Origin of the sequence: Nonomuraea sp. H19 (genome assembly GCF_052068215.1) — a bacterium.
Classification (GTDB): Bacteria; Actinomycetota; Actinomycetes; order Streptosporangiales; family Streptosporangiaceae; genus Nonomuraea.
Genome location: NZ_JBQHCV010000049.1, coordinates 22,338 through 38,445, shown reverse-complemented (window position 1 = coordinate 38,445; position 16,108 = coordinate 22,338). Strand labels below are relative to the sequence as shown.

Here is a 16,108-nt window from a genome sequence, read left to right as displayed (position 1 = left end):
TGACGGTCCCGCTGAACGCCGGCGGCAACACCATCCGATGGGACCCGACCACCGCAGCCGGACTGCCCAACATCGACCACCTCGACCTCGGCGCCACCGCCGGCTGACTACTCACTACGTGCGGTCAGGAGGATGTCCGCGGCGCCGCGGTGTGCGGGCTCACAACGCGGGAGCCATCGAAGTCCCTACCGCGGGCCCGCCTAGCACGCCGTACTGGGCAACGGCTGGAACCCGGCCGACATCAACAACTCCGGCAACGGACCCAACCGAACTCCAATCGCAACAGCCATCCCTGCACCCAAGGAGTCATCCATGACCATGCAACGGCGGACATTCCTCAGCGTGAGCGCGGCCGGAGCGGCAGGCCTCGGCCTGTCCCTGCTCGGCGCGGGGCAGGCGCTCGCCGCCGTCGGACCGCTGGACACGGCGCCGACCACGCCGTTCGCGGTCGGCGTGCGCCGGTATGACTGGACCCGCGGCAGCCGCCCGTGCACCACCTACGTCTACTACCCCGCCGCCGGCACCCCCGGCGGCAACCCGGTCACCAACGCCCCGGTCGCCAACGGTGTCTTCCCCGTCTACAACTTCACCCACGGCTTCCAAAGCAGCCCGCAGAACTCCCTGTTCATCATCCGGGCCCTGGCCGCGGCGGGCTTCATCGTCCCCGCCCCGCACTTCAACCACAACTTCGACGACGTCAGAAACGGCAACACCTCCAAGGACGTCTCGCAGACGCTCACCCAGACCCTCGCCCTCAACACGAGCGGACCGCTGGCCGGGCACATCAACACCGGCATCGGCGTCGGAGTCTCGGGCCACTCCCTGGGCGGCATGATCACCCATGGCCTGCTGACCTCCTGGCCCGACAGCCGGATCATCTCCGCCAACCCGCAGTCCTGCGAGGACATGGGCAACCCCGCCGCCTCGGTCTCCGCCAAGGTTCTGTTCGTCCACGGCGACCGGGACCCGACCACCCAGTACTCCTCGGCCCGGCAGGCGTACACGGAGATGACCTGGCCCAAGGCGTTCCTCACCTTCGTCGGCGGCAGCCACACCAGCTTCTGGAGCGACAACCGCTTCCCGAACACCGTCGTCGACTGGGCCCGCTGGACCATGTACGGCGACACCGCCGCACGCGACCGCCTCCCCTCCGACGCGGCCGGGCCCAACACCAGGTGGGAAGCCCAGCTGGGTGACTCGCCCGGCGGCCCGGCCGCCTACACCCTGGTGGCCCAGCACAGCGGCAAGGCCGCCGACGTCAACGAGGCCTCCACCGCCGTCGGCGCACGGCTCATCCAGTGAACCACCAATAGTCGCCCCAACCAGCAGTTCGAGTTTGTGGACTCCGGCGACGGCCACGTCCGCGTCAAGGCCCGCCACAGCGGCCTTTTCCTCCAGATCGCCAGCAACAGCAGCGGCGCCGACATCACCCAGCAACCCTCCAGCACCGCCACCAGCCAGCAATGGCGCATTGTGGACCACGGCGGTGACGTGATCAGCCTCGTCAACCGAGAGTCCGGCCTGGCCATGGACGTCTGGCAGCACTCCACCGCCGACGGCGCCCGCATCTCCCAATACACCTACAACGGCAGCCCCAACCAGCGCTTCACCCGGCGCCGCGTCTGACACGAGACCTGACGGGGCACCGCTCGGGCAGCAGGGCGGGCGGTGCCCCGACATGGCGCCGGCAACCCTTCACAACCACACTGGACGGGTTCAATGACACAGCTTTTCCACGATCGGACCTCACCGCGACGTCCGCACCGGCGTCGCATCACATTCGTCCTCATCGGCGCACTGATCGCGAGCGGCGCCGCCGCACTGGTCACGGGACCGTCGGCGAACGCGGCCGTGATCGACCCGGCGGCGTACTACCAGATCGTCTCGCGGCACAGCGGCAAAGCGGTCGACATCGCCGACCAGTCGACCGCCGACGGCGCTGTCGTCCAGCAACGGACCCGCGCCGACCAGGCCAGCCAGCAGTTCCAGTTCGTCGACGCCGGCAGCGGCTACTACAGGCTCCGAGCCCGGCACAGCGGCAAGGTGGTGGACGTCGCCTCGGCGTCCACGGCGAACGGTGCGAACGTCGTCCAGTGGACCGATAACGGCGGCACCAACCAGCAATTCCAAGTCGTGGATACCGACAGCGGATATGTCAAGCTCATCAACCGCAACAGCGGCAAGGCCCTCGACGTCTGGGAGCAGTCCACTGCCGACGGCACGCGGATCTCTCAGTACACCGACACGGGCGCAGCCAACCAGCAGTGGCAACTGGTCCGGGCCGACGCGCCACCGGCCCCGAAGTACGCCGGCTATCTGTTCACTTACTTCACCGGCGAGAACACCTCCGCCGGCGAGCAGGTCTATTTCGCGCTCAGCCAGGGCAACGACCCGACTCGGTGGCGCCAGCTCAACGGTGGGCGGCCCGTGTTGACCTCGACCGTGGGCACCCGCGGCGTGCGCGACCCGTTCATCATCCGTTCCCCGCAGGGCGACAAGTTCTACCAGATCGCCACCGACCTGCGGATGTACGGCAACGGCAACTGGGACCAGGTCCAGCGGACGGGCAGCAAGTCCATAGTGGTCTGGGAGTCGACCGACCTGGTGAACTGGAGCGCGCCGCGCCTGGCACGCGTCTCACCGGACACGGCTGGCAACACGTGGGCCCCGGAGGCGTACTACGACGAGGGACTCGGCCAGTACGTCGTGTTCTGGGCGTCGAAGCTGTACTCCGCCGGCGACCCGAACCACACCGGCAACACCTACAACCGGATGATGTACGCCACGACATCCGACTTCCGGACCTTCAGCGCCGCGCAGGTCTGGGTCGACAAGGGCTACTCGACGATCGATTCGACGCTCATCAAGCACAACGGTACCTACTACCGCTTCACGAAGGACGAGCGGAGCTCGTCGCAGACCGCGTGCGGCAAGTTCATCCTCGCGGAGAAGTCGGCGACCATGCTCAACCGCACCTACTCGTTCGTCGCGGAATGCCTCGGGAACAACGCGATCAGCCAGGGCGAGGGTCCGTTGGTCTTCAAATCGAACACCGACGAGCGCTGGTACATGTTCATCGACGAGTACGGGGGGCGGGGCTACGTACCGTTCACGACCACCGACCTGAACACCCGGCAATGGTCACCCGTCTCCGGCTACACCATGCCCGGCCGGCCGCGCCACGGCACCGTCCTGCCGATCACCCAGGCCGAGTACGACCGGCTACTGCAACGCTGGGGCTGAGCCGCCAGCCGCTCGACACGCCGAGCGCCCCGCCCGTGTTATCACCCGTCAACGGCTCGACCCGCGCGGCGGCGCGGTCGCCGATCCCTATGACGGCGCCTGACCTGGCCGGATGATGAATCGACTCTCCACCCAAGACTGATAGCGCTGACATCGATGGCGCTCGGAAAGAGGCACGCATGACGGTGAGCAGATGGGCGGCCGCCACGGCTGCGCTCGTTCTGGCCTGCTTTGACCTAGTGGCTACGGCCGCTCCGGCGCTTGCCGCGACGCTGCCGACCGGCGCCCGGTCCTTGGAATCGGTCAACTACCCCGGCCGGTACGTCCGGCACGCCGACGCGCTCGGCCGCGTCGACCCGGTCACCTCGGCCGCCGCGACCCAAACCAAGCTCGACGCGACCTTCACAATCGTCAACGGCCTGGCCATGCCCTCCTGCTACTCCTTCCAGACCAAGGACGGCCGATTTCTGCGGCACCGCGACTGGCGGCTGCGTGTGGACGCCAACACCGGCGACGCGACGTTCCGGGCTGACGCCACGTTCTGCGCCGTCGACGGTTCCGTCGCCGGATCGACGTCGCTGACCTCCTACAACTATCCGAACCGGCGGATCAGGCACCGCGACTTCGAGCTCTGGCTGGACCCGTACCAGGACACCGCGACCTTCCGCGCGGACAGCTCGTTCCGGATCGCCGCGCCGTGGGCACCCAAGACGAACCGGAACCCGGTGATCCCCGGCCTGTTCGCCGACCCGCACGTCACCGCGATCAACGGCCGCTACTACCTGTACGCGACGACCGACGGCTACGCGGCCTGGCGCGGCACGTACTACAAGGCATTCTCCTCCGCCGACCTGGTGACCTGGACCGACCACGGCGTTGTCCTGGATCACGGCCCCGACGTGTCCTGGGCAGACGACTCGGCCTGGGCCCCGGCGGTCGCGGCGGCCAATGGCCGCTACTACCTGTACTTCAGCGGCGGCGCCGCCACCGGAAACACCGCCAAGCAGCTAGGCGTCGCGGTCTCCGACTCGCCGACGGGCCCGTTCCGGGACGCGCTCGGACGGCCGCTCATCGCCGCCGGCCAGTACTCCGGCCAGGCGATCGATCCGATGGTCTTCACCGACGACGACGGCCGCTCATACCTCTACTGGGGGCAGGGCGTCGCCCACGTCGTGCCACTGAACGGCGACATGACCTCCTTCAACCCAGCGCAAGTACGGACGATCACCCCATCGGGCTACAACGAAGCGCCGTTCGTGTTCAAACGCGGCGGGATCTACTACCTCATGTGGTCGGAGAACGACACCCGCAGCGAGGACTACCGAGTGGCGTATGCGACCGGGGCGAGCCCGCTGGGACCGTGGACCAAGCGCGGCGTGGTGCTGCAGAAGCGGCTGGAGGCCGGAATAAAGGGCACCGGGCACCATTCGGTCGTCCGCATGCCCGGCACCGACACGTGGTACATCGCCTACCACCGGTTCGCCGTGCCAGCAGGGAACGGGACCAACAGGGAGGTGGCCGTCGACCGGATGGAGTTCGCCGCAGACGGAACGATCCGTCCGATCGTGCCGACCCTCTGAGCCTGTGGGTGGCGATTCATCATCCGGCCAGGTCGAGCCGCATGCCGATACTCCCTCAGGATGCCCCCAAGTCGATGGATGTCGAGCGCCATGATGCGGATCCCGGCATCGAGCAGCACGGCGTCGAAGGCTTCGGCGAACACGGCCGACCTAAGTCACCGCCGCCGTCCCTACGTACGTAGCAATGTCCCCCAGCCGCCGGTCCTGCTGTTGGAGCAGCACGATGCGCGCGCCCGGACGTGCGTCAGCAACATGATGTCTGCAAGTGAGGTTAGACCCAGCAATTTAGATCTAGTGATTGGACATTTCATGACACTGATCACCGCGTCTGATGGTTACTCATCAGGACCATCGAGGAGCACCCGGTCGTTACGCCGGTTGCTGATCGCCCTTGTGGTGACCGCACTCACCGCAGTGGCAAGCCTCGTCGTCTCCGAGTCGCCGGCCAATGCCGCCACCCGCCAATTCCGAGGCATGAACTGGGCCGTGCTGGGTGACAACTTCAGCACCGGCACGCTCGTCGTGCAGGGCCTGAGCCAGTCCGACAGCAACGCGACAGTACGGGCCAAGGCCAACGCCCTCTACGACGCCATGGCCTCCACCATGGGGGTCAACACCGTCCGGCTGCCTATCAACACTCACACCGTGGCCAACACCACCTGGTGGAACGCCTACCGCGGCGCCATTGACGCCGCCACCGCCCGTGGATTCAAGGTCATCCTCGCATATTGGGAGGACGGCGCCGCCTCCGGTGGCAAGATCACGAACATCGCCGCATGGAACACGATGTGGTCCAGCGTGACCAACACGTACGGCTCGAACAGCAACGTCTACTTCGAACCGATGAACGAGCCGCACGGCTACACATCGGCGGAATGGCGCAACGTCGCAGCGAACTGGCTCAGCTATCACACCTCGGCAGTGCCCAGCCGGGTGCTCATCGGCGGCACCGGCTACAGCCAGGACCTGCGGGACATCTGCAACGACAGCCGCTTCAACTCGACGCTGCTGTCCTTCCACCACTACGCCTTCTTCTACAGCGCGATGACCTACGACGCCTTCCGAAGCCACATTCAGACGCGTCTGGGCAACTGCGCCTCCCGCGCGGTCGCCACCGAATTCGGCGCGCCGATGTCCACCGGCCTCAACTACGGCGACGCGAACAGCACCGACAACTTCGTGCGCCACATCCGCGCCATGGCCCAGGTCATGCGTGACAACCAAATGGGCGGAACCTACTGGCCCGCCCTCGGCGGCAAGCCGGGCGACATCGGCTACGACTGGTACTCGATGTACGCCCTGAGCGGCAGCGGCACCAATCTCAACTTGACCGTCCGCAACACCTCCGGCGCTGACCGGATCCGGTATGCCTGGGGCGACACCATCGGCGGCGGCGACTCCACCTACAGGATCAACGTGCGCCACAGCGGCAAGGCCATGGACGTCCAACAACCGAACACCGACAACGGTGCGCGCGTCGGCCAGTACACGTACGGCGGCAACGCGTGGCAGCAGTGGCAGTTCCAGGACGCCGGCAGCGGCTACTGGCGCATCATCAGCCGCCACAGCGGAAAGTGCCTCGATGTGGTGAGCGCTTCAACCGCCGACGGTGCCGAGCTCATCCAGTACACCTGTGGTACCGGCACCAACCAGCAGTTCCAGATGGTCGCCAACGGCAGCTACTTCCAGCTCCGGGCACGACACAGCAGCAAATGCGTGGACGTACCGTCCGCATCGACCGCAGACGGCGTGATCCTCAAGCAGTATCCGTGCAACACCGGCACCAACCAGCAGTGGTCGCGCACGGCCGTCTAACGGTCATCTCGACGTGACCGCGGATCCGCGGTACGGCCCTCACGCCCCCGGTGCCGAGCGCGTGCTATGTGCTCTTTGCCGGGAGAGCCGGACGGATCGGGAAACGAGCTTGTAGGCCGCGTAGAGGGCCAATGCGATCATGGTCGCGCCGGCGGCGCCGTGGGCGGGGGTGAGCAGGCTGGGCAGCAGCGCGGAGGGCACCTCGTGCCCGACGTCGGCGAGCAAGCTCGCCCCGCCCATGCCGGCCACCCCCGGACTGAACCAGCCACTCCCCGGCACGTCGCCGGGCTGAGCGGGGTTGCCGGCGGACTCGTCGGGGGCGGAGGCGGCGTCGGTCACGGCCGCAAGCATGCCCTAGGACCAATCCGGACCAAAGGCGATATTTCGCCGGTATGCATACGACCTCCACACCGGCTGTCCTGGCTGCGGCAGCGCTCGCCCTCACGGCTTGCGGTGGGGCCGACCGGCCGACCGCTTTGGTTTCGTCAAGCTCACCCCTGAGATAAACCCATATTTCCTACATAATTTGTTGACTATGTGATCACACTCGATCTACCTTGGGGAGCGTGACGACCACGGATCTGACCATCCGGGGCCACGTGGACTACTGCCGCGTGGCCAGCGCGCTGTGTCCCTCCTTCCGACTGCAGGCCAGCCCTCAACCGGAAGGACCAAACCCATGTCATCCCTGTCCATCGCCCCTGTAGCCGGTCGCATAGGCGCCCAGATCACCGGCGTGCGGCTCGGCGGCGACCTACCCGCCGACCTGGTCGCGGAGATCCGCCAGGCCCTGCTGCGCCACAAGGTGATCTTCTTCCGCGGCCAGGACCACCTCGACGAGCGCAGCCAGGTGGCCTTCGCCAGCCTCCTCGGCGAGCCGACTGCGGCGCACCCGACCGTGCCCGCGCTCGACGGCAACGCCCACATCCTCGACCTCGACTACCGCAACGGCCACAAGGTGGACCGGTGGCACACCGACGTCACGTTCGTCGACCGGCCGCCGCTGGCCTCCGTCCTGCGCGCCGTCACCGTCCCCGACTCGGGCGGCGACACGCTCTGGACCAACACCGTCACCGCCTACGAGCACCTGCCCGCCGAGTTGCGCGACCTGCTCGACCGGCTGCGCGCGGTGCACACCAACGCCTACGACTACGCCCGCCTGACCGGCGCCGACGACCGGAGCCGCGAGTACGCCAAGGTGTTCGCCTCGACGGTGTTCGAAACGGAGCACCCGGTCGTGCGCGTGCACCCCGAGACCGGTGAACGCTCGATCCTGCTCGGCGACTTCGCCAAGCACCTCGTGGGCCTGTCCAAGTCCACCTCGGCCGCGCTCATCCGGCTGATCCAGGAGCACGTCACCGAGGTGGAGAACACCGTGCGCTGGCGCTGGGCGCCCGGCGACGTGGCGGTCTGGGACAACCGGGCCACCCAGCACCGGGTGGTGCACGACTTCGGCGACCGGCCGCGTCACCTGCACCGGGTCACCATCGCCGGCGACGTGCCAGTGGGAGTGGACGGGCGGCCCAGCGTAGTGCTGGCGGGTGATGCCGCAGCGTACTCACCGATCGCCGCCTGACCCCGTCGACCGCCGTACGACCCCGGCCCCAACGACGTGGCCGGGGCGTGCGGCCGGGGCTTCGGAGTGCCCCGCCCGCCACACCCCCGGAGGAAGCCACATGACGTTCCATGGACGTGTCGGCCGGACCGTGGCCGAGTCGGCCCCCTGGTGGCCGGAACAGGTGCGCGCGCCCGAGGGCGCCCCCAACATCGTCCTGGTGCTGCTCGACGACATGGGCTTCGCCGACATCGGGCCGTACGGCTCCGAGATCGACACCCCCACGCTCGACCGGCTCGCCGCCCGCGGTCTGCGCTTCACCAACTACCACACCACCCCGCTCTGCTCCCCCTCCCGCGCCAGCCTGCTGACCGGGCTCAACCACCACCGGGCGGGGTACGCCTTCGTGGCCAACGCCGATCCCGGCTTCCCCGGCTACGCCTGCGAGATCGCCGACGACGTGCCGACGTTGCCTGAGATCCTCCGCGGAGCCGGGTACGCCACCTTCGCGGTCGGCAAGTGGCACCTGACCAAGGACGCCACGATGCACGACGGCGCCCCGCGCTCCTCCTGGCCGACACAGAAGGGCTTCGACCGCTTCTACGGCATCCTGGAGGGGCTGACGTCGCTGCACCATCCGCACCGCCTGGTACGCGACAACTCCCCGATCGAGACCGACGCCTACCCCGAGGGCTACTACCTGACCGACGACCTCACCGACCAGGCGATCGGGATGATCAAGTCGTTGCGGGCGCACGACGCGCGCAAACCGTACTTCCTGTATCTGGCGCATCCGGCGGTGCACGGCCCGCTCATGGCCAAGCCCGCCGACATCGCGAAATATCGGGGCAAGTATGGGAAGGGCTGGGACGCGCTGCGCGAGGAGCGGTTCGCCAGGCAACTCTCCGACGGGCTCTTCCCCGAAGGTACCGCGCTGCCGCCGCGCAACAGCGAACCCTTCCACGACGTCCCCGTCTGGGATTCGCTCCCCGCGGAGGAGCGGGAGCTGTTCGCCCGGTACCAGGAGGTCTACGCCGCGATGGTCGACAACGTCGATCAGAACCTGGGCCGCCTGCTGACCGTGATCGAGCAGTACGGAGAGCTCGACAACACCATCGTGATCTTCACCTCGGACAACGGCGGCACCGGCGAGGGCGGCGCGCGCGGCACCCGCTCCTACTTCAAAGCATTCGGCAACCGGGCCGTGCTCAGCGTGGACTGGGGCCCCGATGTGCCGCGTGATCCCGAGCTGATCGGCGGGCCGCAGGCGATGGTCCACTACCCGCGAGGCTGGGGCATGGCCTCCAACACGCCCTTCCGCCTGTACAAGGGCACCACCCACGAGGGCGGCGTACGCGCGCCGTTCCTCCTGTCCTGGCCCGCCAGGCTGCGCGAGGCGGGACTGCGCGACCGCTACCAGTACGTCACCGACGTGCTCCCCTCACTGCTGGAGCTCGCCGGCGTGGCCCGTCCCGAACCCGCGGCGAAGCTGGACGGGACATCCTTCGCCGACGCCCTGACCGACCCGGCGGCGCCCAGCACCCACCGCGAGCAGTACGCCGAGATGACCGGCAACCGCGCCTTCCACCGCGACGGCTGGAAACTCGTCGCCCTGCACCGTCCCGGCCGTCCCCACGACGACGATCCCTGGGAGCTGTACGACCTCCGCGCCGACCCCACCGAGGCCCGCGACCTGGCCGCCGACCATCCGGAGCTGGTGACCGAGCTGGCCGCGGCGTGGGAAAGCGCCGCCTGGCAGAACCAGGTGTTCCCGCTCGACGACGGCACCGGCTACCTCTGGACCGCCCGCCCGCCCGCGGAGGCCGCCTTCCACGAGCCCGTCACCCTTCTGCCCGGCACGCCCACGCTGGAGCGCTACCGCGCCGCCCAGCTGATCGCGTTCCGTGACTTCCGCATCGACGTGCGGCTCACCCACGGCCCCTCCGACCAGGGCGTGCTCGTGGCCCACGGCGATCAGGGCGGCGGCTACGGCCTCTACGTCGAGGACGGCCGCGTCCATCTGGCCTACAACGAGTACGGCGAGCTGAAGGTGGTCGCCGCTGATCACCTAAGGCCGGGCTCGCACATGGTCTCGCTGACCGCCGCCGCGCTGCCCGGCTTCCGCTGGGACCTGCGGCTGGAGCTGGACGGTCACCGCGGCGCCGAGCTGGAGGGGGTGCGCATGCTGATCGGGCTGGCTCCGATGGAGGGCATCGATGTCGGCATCGACCGCCGCTCCCCCGTCTCCTGGCCCGTCTACGAACGCCACGGCCCCTTCCCCTACAGCGGCGATCTGATCTCCGTCACCTACCGGCCCGGAGCGCCTGCCGCCTACGACCCGAAGGAGGTCCTGGCCACCCTACGCGCCGCCGCCGACTCCTTCGACTGAGCCGCGCGACCGGCCTCATCAATGCCGGACGGGCTCAGCGTGGGAGGTCCCGGCGGGCGCGCACCGGGGACAGGAAGGCCGTCCCGAGTACGGGCCGACCGTGCTGTGGGACGCCCCTGTAGCGGGCCGGTCGTCACGAGGGTGGGCGGGCCGTTCGGATCCCGAGAAGCGAGACGATCGCCGCGAAGACGGACCCCGCGCAGAAGAGGACCGCGTGCCAGTAGGCCGCGCCGTATCCGGCGCCCGCGGAGCCGCCCAGGTAAATGCCGCTACCGCCGAGATGCAGATCGCGGCCGCGATGCGCTGCGCCATCTGGAGGATGCCGCCCGCCACCCCGGCCACCTCCGCCGGCGCGTACTGGAGCACCGAGGCCTGGAGAGGCGAGATGACCAGCCCCGCGGCGGCGCTCTGGCACATGGCGCAAACCGCCAGCAGCACGGGGAGGCCGCCCTGGGGCGAACAACCCGGCGAGCCCGGCGCCGGGTCACCAGCGGGCGGCGGCCTGTCGGTGTCGGTTGCTCACCATATAATCAGACATTACCTACTTGATATACATAGAAGCCGCCACCGTCCCGCGTGGTGACCTATTTGCTCAGGAGTCACGTTGACCAGGAAGTTCGCCGGCGTCGCGGCCGCACTGGCCCTCGCTCTCGCCGCATGCGGCTCCGGCCCGGCGGCCGCGCCCCAGAACAGCCCGAGCGGCGGCACGGCCGCCACGATCGAGATCGGCTCCCTGTACGAACCGCAGAACCTCGACAACACGGGCGGCGGCGGCCAAGGAGTGACGGAGGCGTTCAACGGCAACGTCTACGAGGGCCTGTCCAGGCTCACCGACGCGGGCAAGGTGGAGAACCTGTTGGCGGAGAGTCAGGCGGTGTCCGCCGACGGTCTCACCTACACGTTCAAGCTGCGCCAGGACGTGCAGTTCCACTCGGGCAAGGCACTGACCTCCGCGGACGTGAAGCACAGCATCGAGCGGGTCATCGACGAGGACTCCCAGTCGGCGCGCAAGAGCCAGCTCGAAGTGATCGAGTCCGTGGCCGCGCCCGACGACCGCACCGTGGTGGTCAAGCTGGCGAGCAGGTCGATCTCCCTGGTGTACAACCTCAGCTACGTGTGGATCGTCAACGCCGATGCCAAGGACCTGGCGACGAGCGAGGACGGCACGGGACCGTACAAGCTGGGCGCATGGAAGCGCGGCTCCACACTCAGCCTGGAGCCCTTCCCCGGCTACTGGGGGGCGCGGCCCGCCAATGGCGGCGTGGTGTTCCACTACTTCACCGAGGCCACCGCGCTCAACAACGCGCTCGTGACCGGTGCCGTGGACGTCGTCACGAGCGAGCAGAGCCCGGACGCGCTGGCCCAGTTCACCGGCAACCCCGACTACAAGGTCAGCGAGGGCCACTCCACGACCAAGCTGCTGCTCGCCTTCAACGACAGGAAGGCGCCGTTCGACAAGCCGCTGGTGCGCAAGGCCGTCTCCTCCGCCATCGACAACGCCAAGCTGCTGGAGTCGATCTGGGCGGGCCACGGCAGTCTGATCGGCTCGATGGTGCCGCCCACCGACCCGTGGTACGAGGACCTGACCACGGTGAACCCGTACAACGTGGAGCTGGCCAAGCGGCAGCTCGCCGAAGCCGGATACGCCAAGGGCTTCCGCTTCACCCTCGACACGCCCAACTACGACCCGCACCCGACGGCGGCCACGTTCATCAAGAGCGAGCTGGCCAAGGTCGGCATCACCGTCGACATCAATGTGATCACCGCCGATGAGTGGTACAGCAAGGTGTTCAAGAGTCACAACTTCGCCGCCACCCTGCAGGAGCACGTCAACGACCGCGACGTCGTGTGGTACGGCAACCCCGATTTCTACTGGGGTTACGACAACAAGCAGGTCACCGAGTGGATCCGGCAGGCGGAGCAGGCGAAGACCGCCGAGGAGCAGACCGAGCTGCTGAAGAAGGCCAACAGGCGAATCGCCGAGGACGCGGCCGGCGACTGGCTCTACCTCTACCCGCAGATCGTCGTGGCCTCGTCGAAGCTGTCGGGCTACCCGGTCAACGGCCTGAACTCGCAGTTCTACGCGTACGGGATCAAGAAGGGCTGATGGCGCGCTACCTGCTGCGCCGCACCGCCTTCCTGCTGGGCTCCCTGCTGCTGGCGGCGTCCCTGCTGTTCGTGCTGCTGCGGCTGCTCCCCGGCGATCCGGCCAACGCGCTCCTGCCGATGGGCGCGACGCCCGAGCAGATCGCGGCGGCGCGTCGGCAGACCGGCTCGAACCTGCCGCTGCCCGAGCAGTACGCCACCTGGCTGGGCGGGCTCGCCCGGCTCGACCTCGGCACCTCCTACGTCAGCAGACTGCCGGTCGGAGGCGAGATCGCCGTCCGGCTGGCGGTCACCGTGCCCCTGACGCTGCTGGCGTTCGCCCTGGCGGTGGCGGTGGCGGTGCCGGTGGGCTTCTTGGCCGCCCACCGGGCCGGGCGCTGGTACGGACCGCTGCTGAGCGGCTTCGCGCAGCTCGGCATCGCGGTGCCGGTGTTCTGGATCGGCATGCTGCTGGTGACGGTCTTCGCGCTGCGCCTGCGGCTGCTGCCGGCCGGCGGGTTCCCGCGTGAGGACTGGGCCGAGCCGGGGCGCGCGCTGGCGGCGCTGGTGCTGCCGGTCGTCACCATCGCGCTGGTCATGTCGGCCTCGCTCATCAGGTACGTCCGCTCGGCCACGCTGGACGTGCTGGGCAGCGACCACTTGCGTACCGCGCGGGCGCTGGGCGAGTCGTTCGCGGGCGCGATGTGGCGGCACGGCCTGCGCAACGCCGCGGCGCCCGTCATTTCGATCCTCGGCATCGAGCTGGCCACCACGTTCCTCGGCGCGGTGGTGGTGGAGAGCGTGTTCGCGCTGCGGGGGCTCGGCACCCTGCTGGTCGAGGGCATCGCCGAGCACGACTATCCGGTGATCCAGGGCGTGCTCGCGGTCAGCACGTTCGCGGTTCTGGTGATCGGGTTCGCCGCCGACGTCGTGCAACGCCTGGTCGATCCGCGGCTGCGCGCCCGGCTGGGGCGGCCGTGAAGGGGTTCGTCGCCGGGTGCGTGCTGGTCGGGGTGGTGCTCGCCGTCGCCGCCGTGTCGCTGGTGTGGTTGCCGTACGATCCGGCCGACACCTCGGGCGGCCGGCTGGCCCCGCCTGGCGGCGCCCACCTGCTGGGCACCGACAAGCTGGGCCGCGACCTCCTCACCCAGCTCATGATCGGCGCCCGCATCGCGCTGACGGCCGGAGCCGGGTCCGTGCTGCTCGGCGGCGTGCTGGGGGTGGCGGCGGGACTGGCCGCCGGGTTCGCCACGCGGTGGTTGGACGACGCGCTGGCGGCGGCGCTCGACGCGCTCATCGCCTTTCCGACGCTGCTGCTCGCCATGCTCGTGGTGGCGGTGCGCGAGGCGTCACTCGGCTCCGCGGTGCTGGCGATCGGGCTGGCCATGTCGGCGGTGGTCGCCCGATTGACGAGGATCCTGGTCAAACGGGTGCTCGCGCAGGACTACATCACGGCGGCGCGCACGTCGGGCAGCTCGTGGCCCCGGATCATCGTCGAGCACGTGCTGCCGAACATCTGGCCGACCCTCCTGGTCAACCTGGCCCTCCAGCTCGGCCTCGCCGTGCTGGCCGAGGCGTCGCTGTCCTACCTCGGCCTCGGCCCTCCCCCGCCGAACGCCTCCTGGGGCGGGCTGCTGCACGAGGCCCAGGCCACCGTGCTCACCGCGCCGGTCGGGGCCATCGCGCCGGGCGTGCTGCTGGTCGTGCTCGTCGTCGGCGTGAACCTGGTGGCCGACGGCCTGCGCGACCTCGGCCCAGGGAGGAGCCGATGACACTGCTCGACGTCGACGGCCTGTCGGTGCGACGGGCCGACGACCACGAGCTGCTCCGCGACCTGTCGTTCACGCTGGCGCCGGGCGAGCGGCTGGGCCTGATCGGCGAGTCCGGCTCGGGCAAGTCACTGACCGCGCTGGCCGTCCTGGGCCTGCTTCCTGCGGGCCTGACCGCACACGGCAGCGTGCTGCTGTCCGGCACCCAGGTCGTCGGCGCGGCGGACCGGCGGCTGGACCGCATCCGCGGCCGGGCCGTGAGCGCGGTGTTCCAGGAGCCGCTCACGGCGCTGGACCCGCTGATGCGCATCGGCAGGCAGATCGCCGGGCCCATCCGGCGCCGGCGTGGGCTGCGCGGCGCGGCCTTGCGGGCCGCCGTCCTGACCGCGCTGGACGAGGTACGCCTGCCGGAACGGGTGGCGAGCGCGTACCCGCACGAGATCTCCGGCGGCCAGCGACAGCGGGCGGCCATCGCCATGGCGCTGGCCTGCGAGCCGGACCTGCTGATCGCCGACGAGCCGACCACGGCGCTCGACGTGACCGTGCAGGCGGAGGTGCTGAGGCTGCTCGACGGCCTGGTGGCTGGGAAGGGAATGGCGCTGTTGTTCATCGGCCACGACCTCGCCGTGGTGACCGGCGTGACCGACCGGTTGGTCGTGCTCAAGGACGGCTCCGCGGTGGAGTCGGGCAGGACGGAGGACATCGTGCGGGAGCCGCGGCACGCCTACACGCGCTCGCTGGTGGACAGCGCGTGGGAGTTCGAGGCTGAGCTCGATCGGATGGCACCGTGACGATCTTGGAGGCCCGGGCGGTCGGGTTCGCGTATCGGGGTGGAGCGCCCGTGCTCTCCGACGTCTCGGTCGCCGTGTCGCCGGGGCGCAACCTGGCGCTGGTGGGCGAGTCGGGCGCGGGCAAGACGACGCTGCTGTGGCTGCTGCTGGGCCTGGCCAGGCCGAGCAGCGGCGAGGTGCTCTTCGACGGCCGTGCGCTGCGCTCGGACAGAGAGTTCCGGCGGAGCGTCCAGCCGGTGTTCCAGGATCCTTACTCGTCACTGGATCCCCGGCAGCGCGTGGACCGCATCGTGTCGGAGCCGCTGCGCGCGATGCGGATCGGCGCCCGCGACGAGATCGGCGACCGGGTGGCGGAGACGCTGCGGGCCGTCGGCCTGCCCGCGGACGCCGCGCGCCGCTATCCGCACGAGTTCTCCGGAGGGCAGCGACAGCGCATCGCGATCGCCAGGGCCCTCGTGTGCGAGCCGCGGATTCTGCTGGCCGACGAGCCGGTCAGCGCGCTGGACGTCACCACCCGCGTGCGCCTGGTGCAGTTGTTGCGCGAGCTGAAGGCCGCCAGGGACCTGACGGTGGTGATGGTCTCGCACGACCTGGCCGTGGTCGCCGCCCTGTGCGACGAGATCGCCGTGCTCGACCGGGGGCGGATCGTGGAGCAGGGGGCGAGCGCCGACGTGCTCGGCTCGCCTCGCCATCCCCACACGCGCCGGCTCGTCGCCAGCGTGCCGCGGCTGCGCCGGAGCGCCGGCCCGCCCAGTGCGGAGTGCGCTGAACGTTGAGGTGATCGAGGCCGGAGGTGGCACTGGCGGCTCTTGGCCGGTACGGCTACGGCTTTACGTCGCTGAGCCGTGGCGCTCGCCGGCGCACACCACCCGGGATGCGGC

General features: G+C 69.4%; 12 protein-coding genes and 1 pseudogene. 12 read left to right on the top strand and 1 reads right to left on the bottom strand.

Going from position 1 to position 16,108, the window contains the following annotated elements:
• Positions 1–312 precede the first annotated feature (312 nt).
• The 5 genes and pseudogenes from ACTMTI_RS53095 (at position 313) to ACTMTI_RS53075 (ending at position 6,638) form a co-directional block, all read left to right on the top strand.
• Entirely contained in the window at positions 313–1,302 is a 990-nt protein-coding gene (locus ACTMTI_RS53095; protein ID WP_441128667.1) for a hypothetical protein, read from the top strand.
• Positions 1,303–1,326: 24 nt separating this feature from the next.
• Positions 1,327–1,626 (top strand): annotated as a pseudogene (locus tag ACTMTI_RS53090) (RICIN domain-containing protein); the annotation flags it as partial.
• A 93-nt stretch (positions 1,627–1,719) separates the two neighbouring features.
• Positions 1,720–3,243, top strand: a complete 1,524-nt coding sequence (locus ACTMTI_RS53085) for an RICIN domain-containing protein (RefSeq protein WP_441128665.1) — start codon at positions 1,720–1,722, stop codon at positions 3,241–3,243.
• Between the two features lie 179 nt (positions 3,244–3,422).
• Entirely contained in the window at positions 3,423–4,823 is a 1,401-nt protein-coding gene (locus tag ACTMTI_RS53080; RefSeq protein ID WP_441128663.1) for a family 43 glycosylhydrolase, read from the top strand.
• A gap of 90 nt (positions 4,824–4,913) precedes the next feature.
• Complete coding sequence (locus ACTMTI_RS53075; RefSeq protein WP_441128661.1) at positions 4,914–6,638, top strand: RICIN domain-containing protein; 1,725 nt, start codon at positions 4,914–4,916, stop codon at positions 6,636–6,638.
• A 39-nt stretch (positions 6,639–6,677) separates the two neighbouring features.
• On the opposite strand, the gene ACTMTI_RS53070 is transcribed toward ACTMTI_RS53075, so the two are convergent.
• On the bottom strand, positions 6,678–6,977 hold the full coding sequence (locus ACTMTI_RS53070; RefSeq protein ID WP_441128660.1) for a hypothetical protein: 300 nt from the start codon (positions 6,975–6,977) through the stop codon (positions 6,678–6,680).
• 340 nt (positions 6,978–7,317) lie between these two features.
• Here ACTMTI_RS53070 and ACTMTI_RS53065 point away from each other — a divergent pair, with 340 nt between their 5' ends.
• The 7 genes from ACTMTI_RS53065 to ACTMTI_RS53035 all read left to right on the top strand — a co-directional run bounded on the left by ACTMTI_RS53065 (position 7,318) and on the right by ACTMTI_RS53035 (position 16,003).
• On the top strand, positions 7,318–8,214 hold the full coding sequence (locus tag ACTMTI_RS53065; RefSeq protein WP_441128658.1) for a TauD/TfdA dioxygenase family protein: 897 nt from the start codon (positions 7,318–7,320) through the stop codon (positions 8,212–8,214).
• Positions 8,215–8,314: 100 nt separating this feature from the next.
• Positions 8,315–10,582: an arylsulfatase gene (locus ACTMTI_RS53060; protein ID WP_441128656.1), complete on the top strand. Its 2,268-nt coding sequence runs from the start codon at positions 8,315–8,317 to the stop codon at positions 10,580–10,582.
• Between the two features lie 604 nt (positions 10,583–11,186).
• Positions 11,187–12,689: an ABC transporter substrate-binding protein gene (locus ACTMTI_RS53055; RefSeq protein ID WP_441128654.1), complete on the top strand. Its 1,503-nt coding sequence runs from the start codon at positions 11,187–11,189 to the stop codon at positions 12,687–12,689.
• Positions 12,689–13,648, top strand: coding sequence for an ABC transporter permease (locus tag ACTMTI_RS53050; RefSeq protein ID WP_441128653.1), 960 nt, complete (start codon positions 12,689–12,691; stop codon positions 13,646–13,648). Before ACTMTI_RS53055 ends, ACTMTI_RS53050 begins: the two co-directional genes overlap by 1 nt.
• Positions 13,645–14,439 (top strand): ABC transporter permease, encoded by a 795-nt coding sequence (locus tag ACTMTI_RS53045; protein WP_441128652.1) that lies wholly within the window; start codon positions 13,645–13,647, stop codon positions 14,437–14,439. Before ACTMTI_RS53050 ends, ACTMTI_RS53045 begins: the two co-directional genes overlap by 4 nt.
• Complete coding sequence (locus ACTMTI_RS53040; RefSeq protein ID WP_441128650.1) at positions 14,436–15,227, top strand: ATP-binding cassette domain-containing protein; 792 nt, start codon at positions 14,436–14,438, stop codon at positions 15,225–15,227. Before ACTMTI_RS53045 ends, ACTMTI_RS53040 begins: the two co-directional genes overlap by 4 nt.
• The gene (locus ACTMTI_RS53035) at positions 15,224–16,003 is read left to right on the top strand and encodes an ABC transporter ATP-binding protein (RefSeq protein ID WP_441128648.1); all 780 of its coding nucleotides are present in this window, start codon (positions 15,224–15,226) and stop codon (positions 16,001–16,003) included. The genes ACTMTI_RS53040 and ACTMTI_RS53035 overlap by 4 nt, the downstream gene beginning before the upstream one ends.
• Positions 16,004–16,108 lie beyond the last annotated feature (105 nt).